Genomic DNA, 19,313 nt, shown 5'->3' on the forward strand with positions numbered 1-19,313 from the left:
AAAAATCCCTGAATGGGAAATGTTTTGGTTTTGTTAAAAATTCCGCCCCGGAACAGCCGCCCCGCGGGCAAACAGCGGGCCAACCGGGGTACAGGAGCTGCAGGGGTACAGGAGCTGCAGCCGGTATGGTTATATTTCAGGTTAATTCGGTAAATTACGGAAGTACCAAAAAAATCAGAAAACATGGACGCAACAGTTGATAAGCAAGCGCTGAAAGGCGCAGAGTTCCTGATAAAGGAAAGTGTACCGGAGGATGTGTTTACCCCCGAAGATTTTTCGGAAGAGCAGCTGATGATTAAAGACATGGCCGATCAGTTCATCAGCAAGGAGATCACCCCGATCGTTGACCGGATTGATAAACTGGAAGAGGGCCTGATGCCTTCCCTGCTGGAAAAGGCAGGCGAGCAGGGGCTGCTGGGCGCTTCTTTCCCTGAAGAATACGGTGGGCTGGGTAAAGATTTTGTAACGGCTACCATTATCAATGAAGGACTGGGCGCCGGTCACTCGTTTTCTGTAGCTATGGCCGCTCACACCGGCATTGGCTCGCTCCCTATCCTCTATTTTGGTACAGAAGCCCAGAAACAGAAATATATTCCCAAACTGGCTACCGGTGAGATGAAAGGCGCTTACGCCCTCACCGAGCCCGATTCCGGTTCAGACGCCCTCGGCGCCAGGACGACCGCCAAACTCACGGAAGACGGCCAGCACTATGTGCTCAACGGCCAGAAAAGCTGGATCACCAACTCCGGCTTTGCGGACGTGTTTACCGTGTTCGCCAAAATCGACGGCGATAAATTCACCGCTTTTATCGTAGAGAAGGGCACCCCCGGCTTTACATTAGGGGCGGAAGAACATAAAATGGGCATCAAAGGGTCTTCCACCCGCCAGATCTATTTCCAGGACGCTAAAATACCTGTGGAGAATGTACTCGGCGTAATCGGTAAAGGACACCTGATCGCTTTCAACATCCTGAACATTGGCAGGCTGAAACTATGCGCCGCTGCGCTCGGCGCCGCCAAGAAGTGCATCACTACTTCCGTACAGTATGCCAATACCCGTCAACAGTTCAAACAACCGATCGCCAATTTCGGCGCCATTAAACATAAGCTGGCGGAGATGGCCATCCGTACCTGGACAGCCGAATCAGCCCTGTTCCGCACCGCGCAGCTGATCGATGAAAAGGAAAAAGAACTGCTCGCCTCCGGCAAACCCTTCAACGAAGCCCTGCTGGGCGCCGCCGAAGAATACGCCGTAGAATGCGCCATCCTGAAAGTAAACGGTTCCGAAGTGCTGGACTACGTGGTGGACGAAGGCGTGCAGATTCACGGCGGCAACGGCTTCAGCGATGAATACATCATCTCCAAAGCTTACCGCGATTCCCGTATCAACCGCATCTTCGAAGGCACCAACGAAATCAACCGCCTCCTGACACTGGACATGACGCTGAAACGTGCCATGAAAGGCAAACTGGACCTCATGAACCCTGCCATGAACGTCATGAAGGAACTGATGAGCATCCCCGATTTCGGTAACGACGATGAAAGCGCCTTCAGCAAGGAAAGAAAACTCCTCGCCAACTTCAAGAAAGCCATCCTCATGACTGCCGGCGCCGCCGCCCAGAAACTCATGATGAAGCTGGAAACCGAACAGGAAGTGCTGATGAACATCGCCGATATGGCCATCGAAACCTTTGTGGCTGAAAGCGCCCTCCTGCGCCTCATGAAACTGGTACAACACAAAGGCGAAGCTGCCGCCGCCCTGCAGACAGACATCGTTCGCACCTACCTCTACGACGCAGCAGACCGCATCAACAAATCCGGTAAAGACGCCATCAACGCATTCGCGGAAGGCGACGAACAACGGATGATGTTACTCGGCCTCAAACGCTTCACCAAAGCAGAACCTTTCAACGCAAAAGAAGCCCGCAGAAAAATAGCGGACCAGCTGATTGCAGAAAATAAATACATCTTCTAACATTTAGGGATTTTTCGATTTTCGGATTTTTTGATTTCGCTGTCTTATACCCAAAATCAAAAAATCCGAAAATCCCTAAATCATTAAATATCAATTGCTTTCTCCTATTTCCCTCCTATCTTTACATGATTACGCAGGGATATGAAGCACGTATCGAGATTATTACTCCAGACTTTAATTGCCATTGTAGTTCCCCTCCGGGCCAGCAGCCAGGCGTTTATCCGGCTCAGCCAACCTTCCCGGGAACAAAGTAATGTAAGCACTGCCCGGCAGTTTATCGCCGGCAGGACCTGTACCGGCTGCCAGGTTACCATCAACGGGGAAAAGGTATACGTATACAGCACCGGCACCTTCGCCGTGAAAAAAGAACTGACAGAAGGAAGAAACAGTTTTACCATCGTAGCAGAAGACGATAACGGCAAAACCTATACGAAAAATATCACCTGGTATTATGCCCCGCCGCCGCCAGCCCGCGCCACCAGCGTCTTTCGCATAGACTTTATGGAAATATCCCCCGGAGGCAACCTGGAATTGTCTGCCGGCGACACGCTGCGTATAAAGATGAAAGGCTATCCCGGCGCAAGGGCCACCTGGTTCAACAATGTACCGCTGCGCGAACTGCCTGCCTCCCAGAGTGGCGGTGTACCGGGTTATTACACCGGCATGTATATACTGCAGCCTTCAGATTCGCTGCTGAACGGCAGGATACCCGTCCGTCTTCAAAACGGCAGCGAAACAGCTGTGCTGAACAGTACCTACCGTTACAGTATGATGCCCCAGGGCACCCCGCTGACGGGCCGTACGATCGACAACATGACCTATCTCACTTCCTCCGCAAACGGCGACCGGCTTGGTCCGGATAAAACCGGCTATCTTGATAAAGACGTGCTGCTGCAGGTAGTCGGTAAACAAGGCGACTACTATAAGGTACGGCTGTCATCCCTCCAGACGGCCTTTATCCCCGAGCCGCTGCTGGATACGGAAATCCCGCAGGAAGCCCCCGCCGTCAGCATCGTATCAGACGCCAAAGTATGGGGCGATGAAAAAGCGGATTATGTATCCGTGGAACTATCGGATAAACTGCCGTACACCTCCACGCAAATTGTATCTCCCGGAAAAATCATTGTGGATGTACACGGGGCATATGCAGAACAGGGTATCAGCACGCTGCTGCAGGGAACGCGGGAAATCACCGGCGTACAATGGCAACAGCCGGCGCATGACGTTTTCCGCATGGCCATCTCCCTGAAACACGCCCCGTGGGGGTACCAGATATACTATGAAGGCAACCGTATAACGGTGAAGGTTAAACGCGTTCCGGAGAATCTTTCCCTGCGCGGCCTCGTCATCGGCGTAGACGCCGGTCACGGCGGCGGCAATATGGGTTCCGTAGGTCTTACCGGCGTTTATGAAAAAACACTCACGCTCAACCTGTCACTGCAACTGAAAGCAGCACTGGAAAGAGAAGGCGCCAGCGTCATCATGACCCGCACCAGTGAAAAGTTCGTGGCCAATGAAGACCGGCTGTCGTTCTTCCGCAACGCCAACCCCGACCTGTTGCTCAGCATACACCTCAATTCTTCCGGCAACCCGGTAGATGTATCCGGTACTGCCACCTACTATAAACATCCTTTCTGCGAACAGCTGAATGCCGCTATTCACCGGCGACTGCTGGAAACCGGGTTAAATGATTTTAAAAACAACGGTGGTTTTAACTTTATCCTGAACAACCCGACAGAGTTCCCGGATGCGCTCATTGAAACACTGTTTATCAGTAATCCCGGCGACGAGGAGCAGATACTGGACCCGCAGTTCCAGCAGGAACTGGTCAGCAAAATTATGCTGGGGCTGAAAGACTACCTGAAAGGCCTGGCGGATGGCAGATAGCACTTCACCTTATTGAAACAGAAAGGGCTGATCGATGGATCAGCCCTTTCTGTTTTTAGCGGGTAGTTGCCGTCTGCAGATATTTGGCGAGCCGGTTGATAGCTGCTGCTGCTGCATCTATCTGTTCTCCGGCCTCTTTCCAGCGACGCTGTTCCAGCGCTTCCCTTACGCCGGGAATGGTTTTCACGCCATAGCCGGTGTAGAATCCGGGTGCGTACAGCGTATGTTTATACCATGGCCGCGAAGGCAGCCCGTTGCTGTTAAGCAATTGTTGTTCTGCCTGATAAAGCAGTTTATTGAGCTGCGGTTTGCCGGTGGCCAGCTTACCTGTAAAACCCTGTGTCACGGTGTCCAGCGCGGCGAGTGCATTCTGCAAGGGGCTGAAATCGATGTAGGGCACCACCGCCCGGGGCGCCGGCGGCAACAGGTGTTTGGCCGTGTCTGCAGCCAGCTGGTACTTGTTTTCACGGATCAGCTGATTCTCGAGCGCGGTAGACTCCCTCAGGTCGGCTGCCAGCGCTGTCAGCTCATTTACATAACCATTCGTCGTTTCATAGAGGTTACGGAAATCAAACGGCAGTGTAACGGCATTGGCTATACGTAATACTGTATGACCGGCAGTCTGTGACAGTACTACGCCGTAACTGAAAGTAGGGTCTTTGAACCGTACATAGTTATCGTAGGAGTCGTAGATGGAATGGTATTCGCCACCGGCGTCTTCTCCGCCATAGCCGAGGTCCAGCGAGGGAACGCCGAGGTGCTGAAGGAAGGAAGAATAGTCGGAGCCGGAGCCCATGGCGTTGATGGGAATACCCTGACGGGACAGTTTCTCTTTCTTTTGCTTAACGGTAGCCGCTCTGAGCACATCGGCAGCCTGACGGCGGGCCAGTACGCTGACCTTTGTTTGCGGGTCGATGATATCACGGCCTACCTGGTTGATCAGTGTTTCGAGGGCATGGGAACCGCTGGCATTGAGGAAACCGCGGCCGTTGCTGTCGGAGTTGACATAGACCACTGCTTTTTCCTGCAGTTCAGCCGCATGGTCTTCCACCCATTCAGTGGAGCCCATGAGGCCGGGCTCTTCGCCGTCCCAGGCGCAGTATACGAGTGTGCGGCGGGGTTTGAACCCTTCTTTGGTCAGTTCGCCGATGGCTTTGGCCTCTTCCAGCAGTGCCGCGAGCCCGCTGATGGGGTCGGCTGCCCCGTTCACCCAGGCGTCGTGATGGTTGCCGCGTACTACCCACTGATCGGGTTCTTCGGCACCTTTTATTTTAGCGATCACGTTGTGGCAGGGACGTATCTGCCAGTCGAACGCCAGTTTGAGGTGTACTTTGGTTTTTCCCGGTCCGATATGATAGGTAAAAGGCAGGGTGCCGCGCCAGGCATCCGGGGCTACGGGCCCGTCCAGTGCTTTCAGCAGCGGGGCTGCGTCGTGGTAACTGATGGGCAGTACCGGTATTTTCAGCAGGTTAGGAGCCTGCAGGCGGTCGAGCCTTTTGGCGTTGGTTGTGGACCCTTCGTTGGGCGTGAGCGGGTCTCCGGGATAGATGACCATATCCATGATAGAGCCGCGCTGTACGCCATATTCGTTTTTGAAAGCGCCCTGCGGGTATACGTCGCCCGCAAAGTAGCCGTCGTCTTTAGGGTCGGAGTAGATAATACAGCCCACGGCGCCGTGTTCCTGCGCCACTTTGGGTTTGGTGCCACGCCAGGAGCGGCCGTATTTGGCGATGACGATTTTGCCTTTTACATCTACGCCGGCGCGTTCGAGGTATTCATAATCTTCCGGGAGACCGTAGTTCACGAATACCAGCGGGGCGGTGACGTCGCCATCAGCGCTCCAGCAGTTGTAGGTCGGCAGCTGGCCTTCCTGGCCGGAGGTAGCATCTTCCCTGAGGGCAGGTTCTTTTAATACCGCTTTATAGCTGGTAGGGCCGGTCATTTCCAGCAGGCGCTCTTTAGGCGTGGGAAACAACACCTGGTAGGTAACGATTTCAGCGTCCCAGCCGTAGCTTTTAAAACGCTGCAGGATGTCTTCCGCCACCGCTTTGCCCTGGGCGGAGCCGATATGATGCGGTTTGGCAGAAAGGGCTTTAATGGCTTCTCCAATATGGCTGCTGCTGAGATGCTGGTCAAAGCGGGTTTCCAGTTGTTGCTGGCGGGCCGCTTCGCTGTCGGTATACCCCAGCATTTTTTTGTCCTGCGCCAGTACGGTGCCGCTGGCACATACGCATACGGCCAGCAGGCGGTAAAAAAGCGTTTTTTTCATAATAGAGGTTCAGATCTGTTGGTTGACAAAAAGAAAGTTGGTATATCAGACAATATACAAATAGTCTACCATATCAATAGACCTTTTTGATGAAGAAATTGTCAACATAACTTTTTGTTATTGTCCATAATCACAGGTTATAGGCCGAATAGTCCACTCGGTCAGTAGATTAATGTATATTTGTAAACACTTTCATAGCTTTATCCCTGTGAAACCATCCGTTAAACAATTATAAAGAGGATTTATATGTCGAATACGATACAGGAGTTCAACGACTACCGCAGTAAGATGAACGAAGTGATTCTGGGAAAGCAGAACAAGGTGATTAACAGGCTGTTCAACCTCGATACCAACACCTATGCCGAGGGAGCGCTGAGTACTAAGACGAAAGAAATGCTGGGGCTGGTGGCGTCGATGGTGCTTCGCTGCGACGACTGCATCAAATACCATCTGGGCAAATGCCATGAGCAGGGTATCAGCACAGCGGAAATGTACGAGATCTTTGCCGTGGCCAACATTGTAGGCGGCACGATCGTTATTCCGCATACCCGCAGGGCAGCTGAATATTGGGAAGAGCTGAATAATCAGTAACTTTACAGACTACATATAAACATACTCATATATACTTAACTCATACAAATGTCAACAGCAACTATAGCTCCGCAGGCCTTAACAGCCAAAGATTTTGCAACGGACCAGGAAGTACGCTGGTGCCCTGGCTGCGGCGACTACTCTATACTTAAACAGGTTCAAACCATTATGCCTTCGCTGGGCATTCCCCGCGAAAATATTGTGATCGTTTCCGGTATCGGCTGCTCTTCGCGTTTTCCTTATTACATGAATACTTACGGCATGCACTCGATCCACGGTCGTGCTACCGCCATCGCTTCCGGTCTCAAAGCTACCCGCCCCGAACTGAGCGTATGGATCGTTACTGGCGACGGCGACGGCCTGTCTATCGGCGGTAACCACACCATCCACCTGCTGCGCCGTAACTTCGACGTGAATGTGATGTTGTTCAACAACCAGATCTATGGTCTGACCAAAGGGCAATACTCTCCTACTTCCGAAGAGAACAAAGTGACCAAATCCACGCCTTTCGGCAGTATCGATCACCCGTTCAACCCGCTGGCACTGGCACTGGGCGCCGACGCCACCTTCATTGCCCGCAGCATGGACCGCGACCCGAAACACCTGCAGGAACTGCTGAAACGCAGCCACGCCCACAAAGGCGCATCTTTCCTGGAAATATACCAGAACTGTAACATCTTCAACGATGGCGCATTCGAAATATTCACCGAAAAATCCAGCAAAGCAGAAGAGACCCTGTTCGTAGAACAAGGACAGCCGCTGATCTTCGGCGCACAGAAAAATAAAGGACTCCGCCTCGACGGCCTCAAACCCGTAGTAGTGGAACTGGGCAGCGAATACAGCGCAGCCGACCTCTGGATACACGATGAAAGCGATTTCTATAAAGCACAGCTGCTGACCCGCCTGTTCGACGATCCTCGTATCGAAGGACATATGCCGCGTCCTTTCGGCGTGTTCTATCAAACGCAACGTCCTACCTACGAAGCCGTAATGGCCGCGCAGCTGGAAGACGCCATCTCCAGGAAAGGCCCCGGCGACCTGGATAAATTGCTGGCTGGTAACGAAACCTGGACCATCAGTTAATTACGAATTACGGATTACGAATTACGAATTGAGGGCTCTTTTATGGAGAAGTTACTAAGTAACCTACCTATAAAAGAGCCCTCAATTCGTAATCCGTAATTCGTAATTCTATCAATGGCCGAGTGATCCCAGCTCAAACATCACCTTGTACAACAGCACCACGCCGAAGATAATCATACTCACGCCCGCTACGCGGTTAAGCCATTCAACATTGGTGAGGGTAAGTTTATGACGGATTTTGTCGGAGATAAAGACTTTAAGGATATCCGCGGAGAGCACCAGGGTGAGACAGACCGCGTACATCACAAAGCGATGGCCCACAGAAGTGGCGGCGTTGGCCACGCATACACCCAGCCAGAAGATAATGACCCCGGGGTTCAGCGTATTCATAAGGAAGCCGGCCAGCCATATCTTCAGGTAGTCATGCGTGCGGAACATTTCCGGTCTTTCGTCTCCGGTACTGATTTTCACTTTTTTGAAGAACAGCCCGTAAATACCCATACCAATCAGGAGGAAGCCGCCTACCACACCGATAGAGCGTTTGTATTCTTCCAGCCCGGTGATAAAGGAGGTGGCCAGGTTACCGGTCAATACAAAGAAAATATCGCTCATAGACACGCCCAGCGCAAAGCTGATGCCCGCCTTGAAGCCATTATTGATACTGTACTTGATGATGGCGAAAATTACAGGCCCCACCGATAACGACAGAAATAATCCCAGTCCTAATCCAGCTACAATTGATGTTATCATGTGTATATATTCGGGGTCACGGGTTATGCCTGGTGCTTCACTGTCTTACCTGCCAGGAATTTCTCCCAGTCTTTCAGTTTCTCACCTTTCATGACCCGCGGGAATTTATTCATCGCGCCCTCCTTGCCTTTGCAACGCAGGTAATCGATAAATACTTCATTAGGCAACACTTCTACAAACACTTCTTTCAAAGCGGAAGTTCTTTCCACCGCATAGTCATCATTCACTTCGGCCAGCGTCTGGTCAATGATTTCACGGATCTTAGCCACGTCCGCCACCGGTTGATCGGTACCGATATACCAGCGGTGGGCGAACAGGTTCTCGTAAGGGAAACCCGCTACGGTAAATTCGCGGATGGTGATACCCATCTTTTTCTGCACCGTATCGATGGCCTTGTTCATATTGTCGACACTCATATGCTCGCCGGCAAGGCTGAGAAACTGCTTGGTACGGCCTACGATCACGATTTCATGTTCCTTCACGGAAGTAAATTTCACCACGTCACCGATCAGGTAGCGCCATGCGCCCGCACAGGTAGACAACATCACCGCATACTCCACGTCTTCCACCACCTCATTGATCATGTAAGACCTGGGGTTAGGCTTTACTTCTCCGTCTGCGTCGAAGTTCTCTTCATTGAAAGGAATGAATTCGTAGAAGATACCGGCATTGAGCACCAGTTTGATGCCTCTTACGCCCGGGCGTGCCTGGAAACCGAAAGAACCTTCGGAGGCCATGTAGGTTTCAATGAAGTTGATCGGCTTACCCAGTAACTTCTGGAAGCTCTCGCGGTAAGGTTCGAAAGATACCCCGCCGTGGATATAGATAGCCAGGTTAGGCCATATTTCGTGAATATTTTTTACGCCGTGGTATTTGATGATCTCTTCAAATACAATTTGTACCCAGGCAGGCACACCGCATACGGTCCCTACGTCCCAGCTGGGCGCTTTACGGACAATCAGCTTGATACGCTGCTCCCAGTTAGGCTTGCGGGAAATGCTGCCCCCGGGCTTATAAAAACGGCGGAACCAACGCGGGATGTTTTTGGCCTGGATGCCGCTCATGTCTCCCTCGTAATAGTCGCCTTTTTCGAACAGGGAGGTAGTGCCTCCCAGCATCAGGATTCCTTTTGTAAAAGACTTGGGCGGAACGTTGAAGTTCACCATGGAATACAGCTGCTTCACGCCCACCTTCTTCACCGTCCGCAGCATGGCTTTGGTAACAGGAATATGCTTGCTCGCTGATTCAGAAGTACCGGAGCTCAGCGCAAAATACTTGATCTTCTCCGGCCAGCTAACGTTGGCTTCCCCTTCCAGGCAACGATACCACCACTCCTTGTGCATCTTACTGTAATTGTGCACAGGTATTTTCTCCCGGTACTGACCGATGAAATTCGGACTGTCCAAAATGTCCTGGAAATCGTAGTGCCGGCCAAACTCAGTATCCTTGGCCTTCTCCAGCAGACGGTGCAGCACCTGCAGCTGGTATTGGCGAGGTGTACCTAACTTAAACGTGAACTTCTTCCTGATACGTAGTGACCTGGAAATCAGATTACCTATGATGGCCATTAACTTTCCCTCTCTTTAATTGAACTGCAAAAATAAGTTGAATAATGAATATAAACGCGAATTACCAGTTATAGATTGCAAGTTAACTATTAACACATGTATTTTTTACTAATAAAGCGATAAAATTGGCAACCGGCAATTGATAATTCGTTTTTACCTTTGCGGCATGCTAAAATCTACTTTACTCAAAGCTACTGAAGCCGGCGGAAAAATACTCCAACAATATTTTAACGGGGTTTTCGAAGTGAGCAGCAAAAGCACTGTCAACGATCTGGTAACGGAAGCGGATAAAAAATCTGAAGCGGTAATTATCGAGGTAATCCGTGATACTTATCCTGACCATTTCATTCTCAGCGAGGAAGTGGGCGCCATGGAAACGGATTCTGCCTATAAATGGATCATCGACCCCATAGACGGCACGGTTAACTTTGCCAACGGCATCCCTATCTGCTGCGTCTCCATAGGCGTGGAAAAAGAAGGAGAAATGGTGCTGGGCGCGGTATACAATCCTTTTATGAACGAGCTGTTCGTTGCTGAAAAAGGTAAGGGCGCCACCCTGAACGACAAACCCATCCATGTTTCTGCCAAAGCCAGCGTGGCCACCTCCTGCCTGGTGACCGGCTTCCCTTACAAATGGGAAGAAAGTGACCGTAATCCCCTACAGGTGCTGACCAGCGTTATCCAGCAGGGCATCCCCGTACGCCGCCTCGGCTCCGCAGCGATAGACCTCTGCTGGGTTGCCTGCGGCCGCTTCGACGGTTTCTGGGAACACCACCTCCAGGCCTGGGACAGCGCCGCCGGATACCTGATGGTAGAAGAAGCGGGCGGTAAAGTGACCGACTTCTCCGGCGATAAATACTCCCCTTATCAAAACGATATCCTGGCCACCAACGGCCATATCCATAGTGAACTGAGGAACCTCATTAACGGTAAATAAGTATTGGACAACATGGAAGAAAGAACAGAAATAAAAGACCTGGGCGAATTTGGTCTGATCGACTACCTCACCAGGAATATTGAAATACAAAACGCCAGCACCGTACTCGGTGTAGGCGACGATGCCGCCGTCATCGATCACTTCGGCAAACAAACCGTGATCAGCACGGATATGCTGGTAGAAGGCATTCACTTCGACCTGATGTATACGCCGCTGAAACACCTCGGCTACAAATCGGTGGTAGTAAACCTCTCCGACATCTACGCCATGAACGCCACGCCCACGCAAATCACCGTGAGCATCGCCTTCTCCAACAAAGTATCCCTCGAAGCCCTCACCGAGTTCTATGAAGGCGTTTACGCCGCCTGTGAAAAATACGGTGTAGACCTTATAGGTGGTGATACCAGCAATTCCCAGAAAGGATTTATCATCAGCGTAACCGCCATCGGCGAAGTTACCCCCGACCAGTTCGTGAAAAGATCCACCGCCCAGAAAGGCGATCTGCTCTGCGTTACCGGCGACCTGGGCGCGGCTTACCTTGGCCTCACCCTCCTCGAAAGGGAAAAGAAAATATTCCTCGAAAATCCCGAGGTAAAACCCGATCTGGAAGATCAAACCTATATCATCGGCCGCCAGCTGAAACCCGAAGCCCGTAAAGATATCATCGAGTTCCTGCAGGAACAGGAAATAGTGCCCACCGCCATGATGGACGTGAGCGACGGCCTCAGCTCCGAAATACTCCACATCGCCAAACAAAGCAACCTTGGCGTGGTATTGTATGAAGAGAAAATACCCATTGCACAGGAAAGCAAGGAAATGGCCCTCAAATTCAGCCTCGATCCTACTGCCTGCGCACTCAGCGGCGGAGAAGACTATGAACTGCTGTTCACCATGAAACAACAGGACTACGATAAGATCGTGCTCAATGAGCAAATCAGCGTTATCGGCTATATGACAGACATCGCCGAAGGCGCACATATCCATACCAAGGGCGGCAACAAATTCAAACTGGTAGCCCAGGGCTGGAACGCGTTTAAACAGTAATCATGCAAAGGCGTCACGCAAAGGCGTCACGCAAAGGCGCAAAGCAGCAAAGAGCGCAAAGAATAAAATATAAGCGAGCAGAGAAAGCAAAGGAGCGGAGATCAAATTTGATCTCCGCTCCTTTGCTTTCTTATTTAATCTTAAAAAAATCTTTGCGCTCTTTGCTGCTTTGCGCCTTTGCGTGACGCCTTTGCGTGATTATTTCTCCACGATCACCTTTATCCCCTGGCTGTTATGCGTAGGGATCAGATCACCGGCAAACACACAGAATTTCAGCAGGTACTCCCCTGGTTTATCCGGCATCACCACCGGCATGGTCACCACCCTGCGCAGCATGGCTCGCTCCAGCGTGAGCTCCGATTTGACCGGAGGTAATGCTTCCTCTTTGGTAGAGAAGCCATAACCCAGCATGGGCGGGTGCTCGCGGTCTATCGGCAGCGGCCTTTTATAACCGTTGTTCGGCTGCAGCAGCACGTTCACCTGTTCACGCGGACGGGCTTTGATGTGTTGCAGTCCGGCTTTCATCTGCACCAGCGAATAAGAATAATAAGCCGGTTGTATGTTGAGGTCCCAGGTACCCCGGATGGTTTTGATGCTATCGGTAACCGGCATATCAGCCCCCGGCTCAAATACGACCATGGCCGGTTTACCCCACAGCTGCGTTTCCGTGTCCCAGAAATTATACTGGCTGCGCCGGGAATAACGGCTGTTAAGGCTGTAAGACAGGTTACCGGTATAGAACATATACTTGGAGGGCAGCTGGTAACTGTTCGTAAACACCACCGGACGCCCTTCGGCACGGGTGGCCAGCGCGGATGTCCATTCTTTGTTGTGATGGATCTCCGGCCTTATTTCCACTCCCGGCATAAAATCCCATATCATGTATACCCTCGTCGCCAGCACCAGCAACAGGGATACGGGCAACGTATATAACAGCGGCTTACGGGACCAGCCTCTGCGAACAATCGCCTGGTGGGCCAGTATCACCACCGGCGTAAATACCATCACGGTCCAGTTGGCCTCCACCCTTCCTTTAAAAGTGCTGATGGCAAAAAACACGAGCACTCCTATCAGGCTGAATTTCAGCCCCCGCTCAAAAGTGTTCTGGATAGGGCAACGGAAAGCATAATACAGCAGCAGCCAGCCCATCAGCGGGCCAAACAGCAACAGCTGTCCCGCCAGGTAGTCCAGCGTATAGGTGATATCGTAAGACGATGCGTTACGTTCTACCAGGTGATATTGCAGGGAAGGGAAGCCATGTGTGTACTGCCAGTAGATATGCGGGAAAAACAGGATGGTGGTGATAATACAGGCGGCCCAGAACTTACCCACCCGCAGCAGGTTCATATTGGACAATACCGTAAAGAACACCAGCAATACCCCGTGGTATTTGCTGTAGAACATTAAAGCCATGGCAACGCCTAGCAGCAGCGTATTACGCCAGTTCTGGCCGGCCAGGAAATAACGGTACGCCCAGAAGTACACGGCGGCAAAGAATATCAGCGGCAGGTCCGGAACAGCCAGCATACCGCCTATCTGCATGGCGCCCATGGAGCCCATGATCAGATAAAACAGGATATTGTCTTTGGAAGCGATCAAACGGGCGGTCAGCCACAGGGTGGCGGTGTTGAACAGCACAATAAACAACCGTACGCCCAGTTCGTTGTGAAAAATGCCGTAGCCCATTTTTATCAACAGGGCGATCATGGGGGATGATCAAAATATCCCCAGTCCATATGCCTGGAATACACCCAGTAGTAGGCTTCATCGTCCCACAGTTCAGAAAAACAGGCCTGCAGCAGGCCCAGGACCACCCAGGTCAGCAGGAACAGGTTCTTGTACTGGCGTCTTGTAAAAAAACGGATTATGGCATCCATGCGCTAATGAAATGATGATTTATCCTGCGAAGATAGTAGTATTAGCAGTAAACTGTCATATCCCAGTGGTCGCGCAGCACGATAAATGCCGCTTCATAGCCGGTTTCGATGCGTCCCAGCCTCGAATCGAGGCGTAAAGCCCGCGCCGGACAAAGAGATGCCATCTGCAGCGCGGTGTGCAAGGGGATGCCTGCTTTCTCTACGCAGTTGTGCACGGCCTGCAGCATGGTAAGCCGGGAACCGGCCAGTACACCGGCTGCATTGACGTAGCGGTCGTCCTGCTGAATATATACATAGTCTCCTTCCGGGTTTTCTGCTGCCGCATCGGAGATCAGAAAAAGGCGGCCGTCCATTATTTTATGGCTGATGCTCACATTGGCGAAATCTACGTGCACCCCGTCGGCCACGATACTGGCAAATACCTTCGACTGATTATATACTGCGCCTACCAGGCCGGGCGCCCGGCTTTCCAACGGGGACATGGCATTAAACAGATGCGTGACATGGTGGATACCGTTTTCAAAAGCGGCTGTGGCCTCGGCATAGGTGGCGTTGCTGTGGCCGGCAAAAATGGTGATCCCCGCCTCCTGGAACGCCTTCACCAGCGCAGGATCGCAGCATTCCGGCGCCAGCGTGATCATCTTCACCACGCCTTTGCCGTGATACAGTATCCAGTCCACATCTTCGCGGGTAAGGGGATGGATATACCTTTCCAGGTGAGCGCCTTTTTTCACCGGGTTGATAAACGGCCCTTCGAGATGCAGTCCCAGCACGCCCCGGCCGCCTTCCTGCCAGTAGTCTCTCACGGCTTGTATGGCCAGCAATACTTTCTCCGGCGCCACCGTGGCCAGCGTAGGCATGATATGCGCTGCCCCGCCGGCCTTACCGGCTTCATAAACAGCGCGGAGGCTTTCCACAGAAGGATGCAGGAAAAATACGCTGCCATTGCCGCCATATACCTGCAAATCCACAAAGGCCGGCGCCATAAACCCGCCTTGCAGGTCTATCACGTTGGGATGGTCTTTATATTCGGAAGCAGGTACAATGCCTGTGATAATGTGATGGTCCGTCACTACTGCATGGTCACTGAGTATCCTGTCGCCGGTGAATATCAGGGCGTTTGTATAAATAACGGACATGGCCGGAAGTATTAGGATTGTTCGTACAGCTCTAAAGGTAGGCCATCAGGGTCAGTAAAAAAAGTGAAACGCTTGCCGGTGTATGGGTCTGTACGAATGGGTTCCGGGGATACGCCTTTTTGGTGCAGCTCCTGTACGGCAGCCGCGATATCTTTCACGGCAAAGGCCAGGTGACGGAGGCCGCAGGCTTCCGGGCGGCTGGCCCGTGGCGGCGGATCGGGGAAGGAAAAAAGTTCTATCACATACTGGTCGCCCAGCGCCAGGTCCAGCTTCCAGGAGTCGCGTTCTTCGCGGTATACCTCCCGGATGACCTGCAGGCCCAGCACATCGGTGTAAAAGGCTTTACTACGGTGATAGTCAGCGCAAATAACAGCGATATGGTGCACGGCCTGCAGATGCATCTATAACAGAGATTAAACGAGTTCGTTACTGAGAATAGTGAAGTTGTCGGCATCTTTCAGGAAAGGGATGTTTTTCCTCACTTCATCCACCCGGTCACGCTGAAGGGTATACGTAAAGGTATCTTCATCATGTGACTTGCGGTAGATAATTTCGCCCATAGGGTCTATCAGGCTGGTTTCCCCGCTATGGTAGATGTTATTGCCGTCATTGCCCACCCTGTTGACGCCGATGGCGTAACACTGGTTTTCAATGGCGCGGGCCTGCAGCAGCGTAGTCCATGCGGTGCTGCGGCGTTCCGGCCAGTTGGCCACATATACCAATACGTCGTAGGCAGGATTGCCGTCCGGCTGGATGGTATTGCGTGCCCATACCGGGAAACGCATATCGTAACAGATATTCAGATTGATTTTCCAGCCTTTCACCTGTGCGATCAGCCGTTTGTCGCCCGGCTGGTAATGCTCATGTTCGCCGGCATAACCAAACAGGTGGCGTTTATCGTAAGTGCCATAGGTGCCGTTGGGCAGCATCCAGACGAGGCGGTTCAGGTAATGCCCGTTTTCTTCGATGATCAGGCTGCCGGTGAGGATGATATTTTTTTCGGCAGCCTTTTTCTTCATCCATTGCACAGCGCTTCCGTCCATGGTTTCCGCCAGTTTCTCCGGCTGCATGCTGAAGCCGGTGCTGAACATTTCGGGGAGAAACACCACTTCTGTCCGCTCACCTATGCGATCGATTTTCTCGTCAAACATCTGCAGGTTTGCCGCAATATCTTCCCAGTAAAGCTGGGATTGTATCAGTGTAACTTTTAAATCTGCCATTATCGGGTATTGTGACTACAAAAGTACTGCCTGATGGATTAGAAACTTTTCAAATTATCCCTTGTTCAGGCGTCATTATTTGCAATTTCTTCAAGCGCTTCCTGGACCAGGGAACTTTCAAAGCCGCGCTGCATCAGGTGTTGCATGGTTTTATACCGCCGTTTGAGCGCAGTTTCCCTGTTGAGCGACTGCCATTTCTTATCGGCCAGCTTCCGCAGCGTGGCGTAATAGTCGTCTTCGTCGATCTCCGCCAGCCCTTTACGGATGCAGTAATCAGACACCTGCTTCTGTTTCAGCTCCGCTTTGATTTTGTTGCGGCCCCATTGTTTGATCCTGAATTTGCCACCGGCAAAGGCTTTGGCGTATCTTTCCTCATTCAGGAAATTGTCGGCTATCAGTTCCGCAATGGCCGCATCTACTGCTTCTCCGCGTAATCCCAGTTCCAGGCTTTTATATTTCACTTCCTGATGGCACCGCTCCTGGTAAGCGCAGTAGCGGCGCAGCATCTCCAGTTCTTTTTCCATGCAGCTATCTGACGATCCTCAGCTTGGCGTAGTTAAGCATAATTTTCTTTTCGCCGCCACCTTTGGGGAATACCACGGTAGCGATCCTGTTGTTGGGAGCGCCCTCCATGCCCATAATGGTGCCGAAGCCGAATTTCTGGTGTTCCACCTGCATACCGGGCTCCATGCCTGCGGGGTCGTCCGGGGTAAACCCGGGGGTAGGCACATGGGTAGTGGCTGCTGACACGGGACGTGGCGCCGGTTTGGGAGAAGAAGACGGCTGGGAAGCGGTTTGTCCGGGCGTTTTTTTCTGCATCCGGTCAAACATATTGCCCATATTGCTGCCTCCGCCCCATCCGGAGGTGCTGCCACCGCCGAAAGCGTTGCGAACGCTTCCGCCACCGGCATAACTGCGGTCGATGAACTTCTCCGGCATTTCTTCGAGGAAACGGCTGGGCTCATTCTGTACCAGGTTGCCAAAGCGATACCGGCTGTTGGCATGTGTAAGCCACAGTCTTGCTTTGGCCCGGGTAATGGCCACATAGAACAGGCGTCTTTCCTCTTCCAGTTCCTCCCGGGTATTGATAGACATACCGCTGGGGAACAGGGTTTCTTCGAGGCCCACAGTGAATACCACGGGGAACTCCAGTCCTTTGGCGGCGTGAATGGTCATCAGTTTTACCACGTTGCTGTCCTCATCACTGCCCTGGTCGGCGTCAGTGAGCAGGGTGATCTGCTGCAGGTAAGAGCCCATGCTCTTATCCAGCAGTTCGCCTTCTTCATCCGGCGTTTCGGTGAATTCCTTGATGGAGTTGAGCAATTCCTGCACGTTTTCGTAACGGGCGAGACCTTCTGTGGTTTTGTCGTTGAACAGCTCTTTTACGATATTGGTGGATTTACCTACTACCACGGCCACATCATAAGCGTTGTGGGTGGTCAGCAAGGCCTGAAAACTTTTGATCATCACTACAAAAGCTTCGATGGCTTCAAGGGTGCCACCTTTGAAACCGAACTCCCTGGCTCTCTCCAGCACTTCCCACATGGTAATGTTGTGGTCGTTGGCAAGGACAATGGTTTTTTCCATGGTGGTTTTACCGATGCCGCGTACCGGGTAGTTGATGATCCTTTTCAGGGCTTCTTCGTCGCGGGTGTTCATGGTGACGCGGAGGTAGGCCACGAAATCCTTGATTTCCTTCCGCTGGTAGAACGACAGGCCGCCGAAGATACGGTAGGGGATCCCTTTCCGGCGCAGGCTTTCCTCGAAGGAACGGCTCTGGGCGTTGGTACGGTAGAGGATCACGAAGTCGCGGTTATCGTAGTGGTTGCGCAGCTTTTGTTCTGCAATGGTGTCCGCTACGAATTTGCCTTCTTCGTTATCGGTCATGGTGCGTACCAGTTTGATGGTATCGCCTTCGTTATTGTCTGTCCACAGGTTTTTCTCGATCTGTCCTTTGTTGTGGGCAATAACTTCATTGGCCACGCTCAGGATGGATTTAGTACTGCGGTAGTTCTGTTCCAGTTTTACTACTCTTACGTCATCGTAGTCTTTTTCGAACTGGAGGATGTTTTGAATGGTGGCACCGCGGAAGGAGTAGATGCTCTGGGCGTCGTCTCCCACCACGCATATATTTTCGTTGACAGCGCCCAGCAGTTTAATGATCTCGTACTGAGCCGGGTTGGTATCCTGGTACTCATCGATCATGATATATTTAAACTTATGCTGGTATTTGTGCAGTACTTCCGGGAAGCTTTTCAGCAGCACGTACATTTTGAAGAGGAGATCGTCGAAGTCCATGGCGCCGTTTTTAAAGCAGCGTTTGGCGTACATATCGTAGATCTTCCCGATCAGGGGCCTGTTGGCCCGCATGTCTTCCTGTTGTACGAGGTGATCGAGCTGGTATTCTTCCGGCCCCATCAGGCTGTTTTTAGCCGCGGAGATCCGGTTGTATACGAAGTTCGGTTTATAGTGCTTATCGTCGAGGTTAAGCTCGTTCACGATAGTTTTCACAACGCTTTTGGCATCATCTGCATCATAGATGGTAAAATCGTTGGGGTAGCCCAGCCGGTGTGCTTCTGCACGGAGAAGGCGGGCAAATACGGAGTGGAAGGTACCGATATAGAGGTTGCGGGCTTCGCTGCCTCCCAGGATTTTTTCCACACGTTCTTTCATTTCGCGCGCCGCTTTGTTGGTAAACGTGAGCGACAGAATATTAAACGCGTCTACCCCGTTCCGCATCAGGTGTGCAATACGCGTGGTCAGAACTTTTGTTTTTCCTGAACCCGCGCCTGCAACGATCATCAGGGGGCCATTGATATGTGTAACTGCTTCCCGCTGTCTTTCGTTAAGCTCGTCTAAATAATTTGCCTTCATCACGACTTTTTTGAGGGTGTAAAAGTACGAAATGAAACTGTGATTCTTTTGATTTTGCGGTCGTCTTTGAGCACGCGCATGACTTTAACCGGCGGGATGG

General features: G+C 51.9%; 16 protein-coding genes. 6 read left to right on the plus strand and 10 right to left on the minus strand.

Features of this window, described 5'->3' with window-relative positions; genetic code table 11:
• Positions 1 to 183 precede the first annotated feature (183 nt).
• Both HF324_RS32510 and HF324_RS32515 read left to right on the plus strand, forming a co-directional pair.
• On the plus strand, positions 184 to 1,974 hold the full coding sequence (locus tag HF324_RS32510) for an acyl-CoA dehydrogenase FadE (RefSeq protein WP_168807955.1): 1,791 nt from the start codon (positions 184 to 186) through the stop codon (positions 1,972 to 1,974).
• 141 nt (positions 1,975 to 2,115) lie between these two features.
• On the plus strand, positions 2,116 to 3,861 hold the full coding sequence (locus HF324_RS32515; RefSeq protein WP_168807957.1) for an N-acetylmuramoyl-L-alanine amidase: 1,746 nt from the start codon (positions 2,116 to 2,118) through the stop codon (positions 3,859 to 3,861).
• A gap of 55 nt (positions 3,862 to 3,916) precedes the next feature.
• Here HF324_RS32515 and HF324_RS32520 read toward each other — a convergent pair whose 3' ends face one another.
• Positions 3,917 to 6,130 carry a transferrin receptor-like dimerization domain-containing protein gene (locus HF324_RS32520; protein ID WP_168861662.1) on the minus strand — a complete coding sequence of 738 codons (2,214 nt, stop codon included), beginning with the start codon at positions 6,128 to 6,130 and terminating at the stop codon, positions 3,917 to 3,919.
• A 246-nt stretch (positions 6,131 to 6,376) separates the two neighbouring features.
• Between HF324_RS32520 and HF324_RS32525 the strand changes: the two genes are divergently transcribed.
• Positions 6,377 to 6,721: a carboxymuconolactone decarboxylase family protein gene (locus HF324_RS32525; RefSeq protein WP_168807962.1), complete on the plus strand. Its 345-nt coding sequence runs from the start codon at positions 6,377 to 6,379 to the stop codon at positions 6,719 to 6,721.
• 48 nt (positions 6,722 to 6,769) lie between these two features.
• On the plus strand, positions 6,770 to 7,804 hold the full coding sequence (locus HF324_RS32530; protein ID WP_168807964.1) for a 2-oxoacid:ferredoxin oxidoreductase subunit beta: 1,035 nt from the start codon (positions 6,770 to 6,772) through the stop codon (positions 7,802 to 7,804).
• A gap of 111 nt (positions 7,805 to 7,915) precedes the next feature.
• Here the strand turns inward: HF324_RS32530 and HF324_RS32535 are convergent, their stop codons facing one another.
• Together HF324_RS32535 and HF324_RS32540 are read right to left on the minus strand one after the other, a co-directional pair.
• On the minus strand, positions 7,916 to 8,554 hold the full coding sequence (locus tag HF324_RS32535; RefSeq protein WP_168807966.1) for a LysE family translocator: 639 nt from the start codon (positions 8,552 to 8,554) through the stop codon (positions 7,916 to 7,918).
• 23 nt (positions 8,555 to 8,577) lie between these two features.
• Positions 8,578 to 10,122 (minus strand): GH3 family acyl-acid amido synthetase, encoded by a 1,545-nt coding sequence (locus HF324_RS32540; RefSeq protein WP_168807968.1) that lies wholly within the window; start codon positions 10,120 to 10,122, stop codon positions 8,578 to 8,580.
• Positions 10,123 to 10,288: 166 nt separating this feature from the next.
• Between HF324_RS32540 and HF324_RS32545 the strand changes: the two genes are divergently transcribed.
• Together HF324_RS32545 and thiL are read left to right on the plus strand one after the other, a co-directional pair.
• Positions 10,289 to 11,059, plus strand: coding sequence for an inositol monophosphatase family protein (locus tag HF324_RS32545; protein WP_168807970.1), 771 nt, complete (start codon positions 10,289 to 10,291; stop codon positions 11,057 to 11,059).
• 12 nt (positions 11,060 to 11,071) lie between these two features.
• The gene (gene thiL / locus HF324_RS32550) at positions 11,072 to 12,103 is read left to right on the plus strand and encodes a thiamine-phosphate kinase (protein WP_168807972.1); all 1,032 of its coding nucleotides are present in this window, start codon (positions 11,072 to 11,074) and stop codon (positions 12,101 to 12,103) included.
• Positions 12,104 to 12,301: 198 nt separating this feature from the next.
• Here thiL and HF324_RS32555 read toward each other — a convergent pair whose 3' ends face one another.
• From HF324_RS32555 to HF324_RS32585, 7 genes are all read right to left on the minus strand, one after another.
• Positions 12,302 to 13,810, minus strand: coding sequence for an ArnT family glycosyltransferase (locus tag HF324_RS32555; RefSeq protein ID WP_168861663.1), 1,509 nt, complete (start codon positions 13,808 to 13,810; stop codon positions 12,302 to 12,304).
• Positions 13,807 to 13,980 (minus strand): hypothetical protein, encoded by a 174-nt coding sequence (locus HF324_RS32560; RefSeq protein WP_168861664.1) that lies wholly within the window; start codon positions 13,978 to 13,980, stop codon positions 13,807 to 13,809. The genes HF324_RS32555 and HF324_RS32560 overlap by 4 nt, the downstream gene beginning before the upstream one ends.
• A 41-nt stretch (positions 13,981 to 14,021) precedes the next feature.
• A complete protein-coding gene (nagA, locus tag HF324_RS32565) occupies positions 14,022 to 15,119 on the minus strand; it encodes an N-acetylglucosamine-6-phosphate deacetylase (protein WP_168807976.1) in 1,098 nt (365 codons plus the stop codon).
• 11 nt (positions 15,120 to 15,130) lie between these two features.
• On the minus strand, positions 15,131 to 15,520 hold the full coding sequence (locus tag HF324_RS32570) for a VOC family protein (RefSeq protein ID WP_168807978.1): 390 nt from the start codon (positions 15,518 to 15,520) through the stop codon (positions 15,131 to 15,133).
• A 12-nt stretch (positions 15,521 to 15,532) separates the two neighbouring features.
• Positions 15,533 to 16,339 (minus strand): amidohydrolase, encoded by an 807-nt coding sequence (locus HF324_RS32575; RefSeq protein ID WP_168861665.1) that lies wholly within the window; start codon positions 16,337 to 16,339, stop codon positions 15,533 to 15,535.
• A 65-nt stretch (positions 16,340 to 16,404) separates the two neighbouring features.
• On the minus strand, positions 16,405 to 16,863 hold the full coding sequence (locus HF324_RS32580) for a regulatory protein RecX (RefSeq protein ID WP_168807982.1): 459 nt from the start codon (positions 16,861 to 16,863) through the stop codon (positions 16,405 to 16,407).
• Between the two features lie 4 nt (positions 16,864 to 16,867).
• Positions 16,868 to 19,213: an ATP-dependent helicase gene (locus HF324_RS32585; protein WP_168807984.1), complete on the minus strand. Its 2,346-nt coding sequence runs from the start codon at positions 19,211 to 19,213 to the stop codon at positions 16,868 to 16,870.
• Positions 19,214 to 19,313: the final 100 nt, after the last annotated feature.

This window comes from Chitinophaga oryzae, assembly GCF_012516375.2.
Classification (GTDB): domain Bacteria; phylum Bacteroidota; class Bacteroidia; order Chitinophagales; family Chitinophagaceae; genus Chitinophaga; species Chitinophaga oryzae.

Bases quoted from the DNA above. Each gene is read 5' to 3' on its own strand.
- HF324_RS32510 (WP_168807955.1), top strand. From the start codon at position 184: ATGGACGCAACAGTTGATAAGCAAGCGCTGAAAGGCGCAGAGTTCCTG.
- HF324_RS32515 (WP_168807957.1), top strand. From the start codon at position 2,116: ATGAAGCACGTATCGAGATTATTACTCCAGACTTTAATTGCCATTGTA.
- HF324_RS32520 (WP_168861662.1), bottom strand. From the start codon at position 6,130: ATGAAAAAAACGCTTTTTTACCGCCTGCTGGCCGTATGCGTATGTGCC.
- HF324_RS32525 (WP_168807962.1), top strand. From the start codon at position 6,377: ATGTCGAATACGATACAGGAGTTCAACGACTACCGCAGTAAGATGAAC.
- HF324_RS32530 (WP_168807964.1), top strand. From the start codon at position 6,770: ATGTCAACAGCAACTATAGCTCCGCAGGCCTTAACAGCCAAAGATTTT.
- HF324_RS32535 (WP_168807966.1), bottom strand. From the start codon at position 8,554: ATGATAACATCAATTGTAGCTGGATTAGGACTGGGATTATTTCTGTCG.
- HF324_RS32540 (WP_168807968.1), bottom strand. From the start codon at position 10,122: ATGGCCATCATAGGTAATCTGATTTCCAGGTCACTACGTATCAGGAAG.
- HF324_RS32545 (WP_168807970.1), top strand. From the start codon at position 10,289: ATGCTAAAATCTACTTTACTCAAAGCTACTGAAGCCGGCGGAAAAATA.
- thiL (WP_168807972.1), top strand. From the start codon at position 11,072: ATGGAAGAAAGAACAGAAATAAAAGACCTGGGCGAATTTGGTCTGATC.
- HF324_RS32555 (WP_168861663.1), bottom strand. From the start codon at position 13,810: ATGATCGCCCTGTTGATAAAAATGGGCTACGGCATTTTTCACAACGAA.
- HF324_RS32560 (WP_168861664.1), bottom strand. From the start codon at position 13,980: ATGGATGCCATAATCCGTTTTTTTACAAGACGCCAGTACAAGAACCTG.
- nagA (WP_168807976.1), bottom strand. From the start codon at position 15,119: ATGTCCGTTATTTATACAAACGCCCTGATATTCACCGGCGACAGGATA.
- HF324_RS32570 (WP_168807978.1), bottom strand. From the start codon at position 15,520: ATGCATCTGCAGGCCGTGCACCATATCGCTGTTATTTGCGCTGACTAT.
- HF324_RS32575 (WP_168861665.1), bottom strand. From the start codon at position 16,339: ATGGCAGATTTAAAAGTTACACTGATACAATCCCAGCTTTACTGGGAA.
- HF324_RS32580 (WP_168807982.1), bottom strand. From the start codon at position 16,863: ATGGAAAAAGAACTGGAGATGCTGCGCCGCTACTGCGCTTACCAGGAG.
- HF324_RS32585 (WP_168807984.1), bottom strand. From the start codon at position 19,213: ATGAAGGCAAATTATTTAGACGAGCTTAACGAAAGACAGCGGGAAGCA.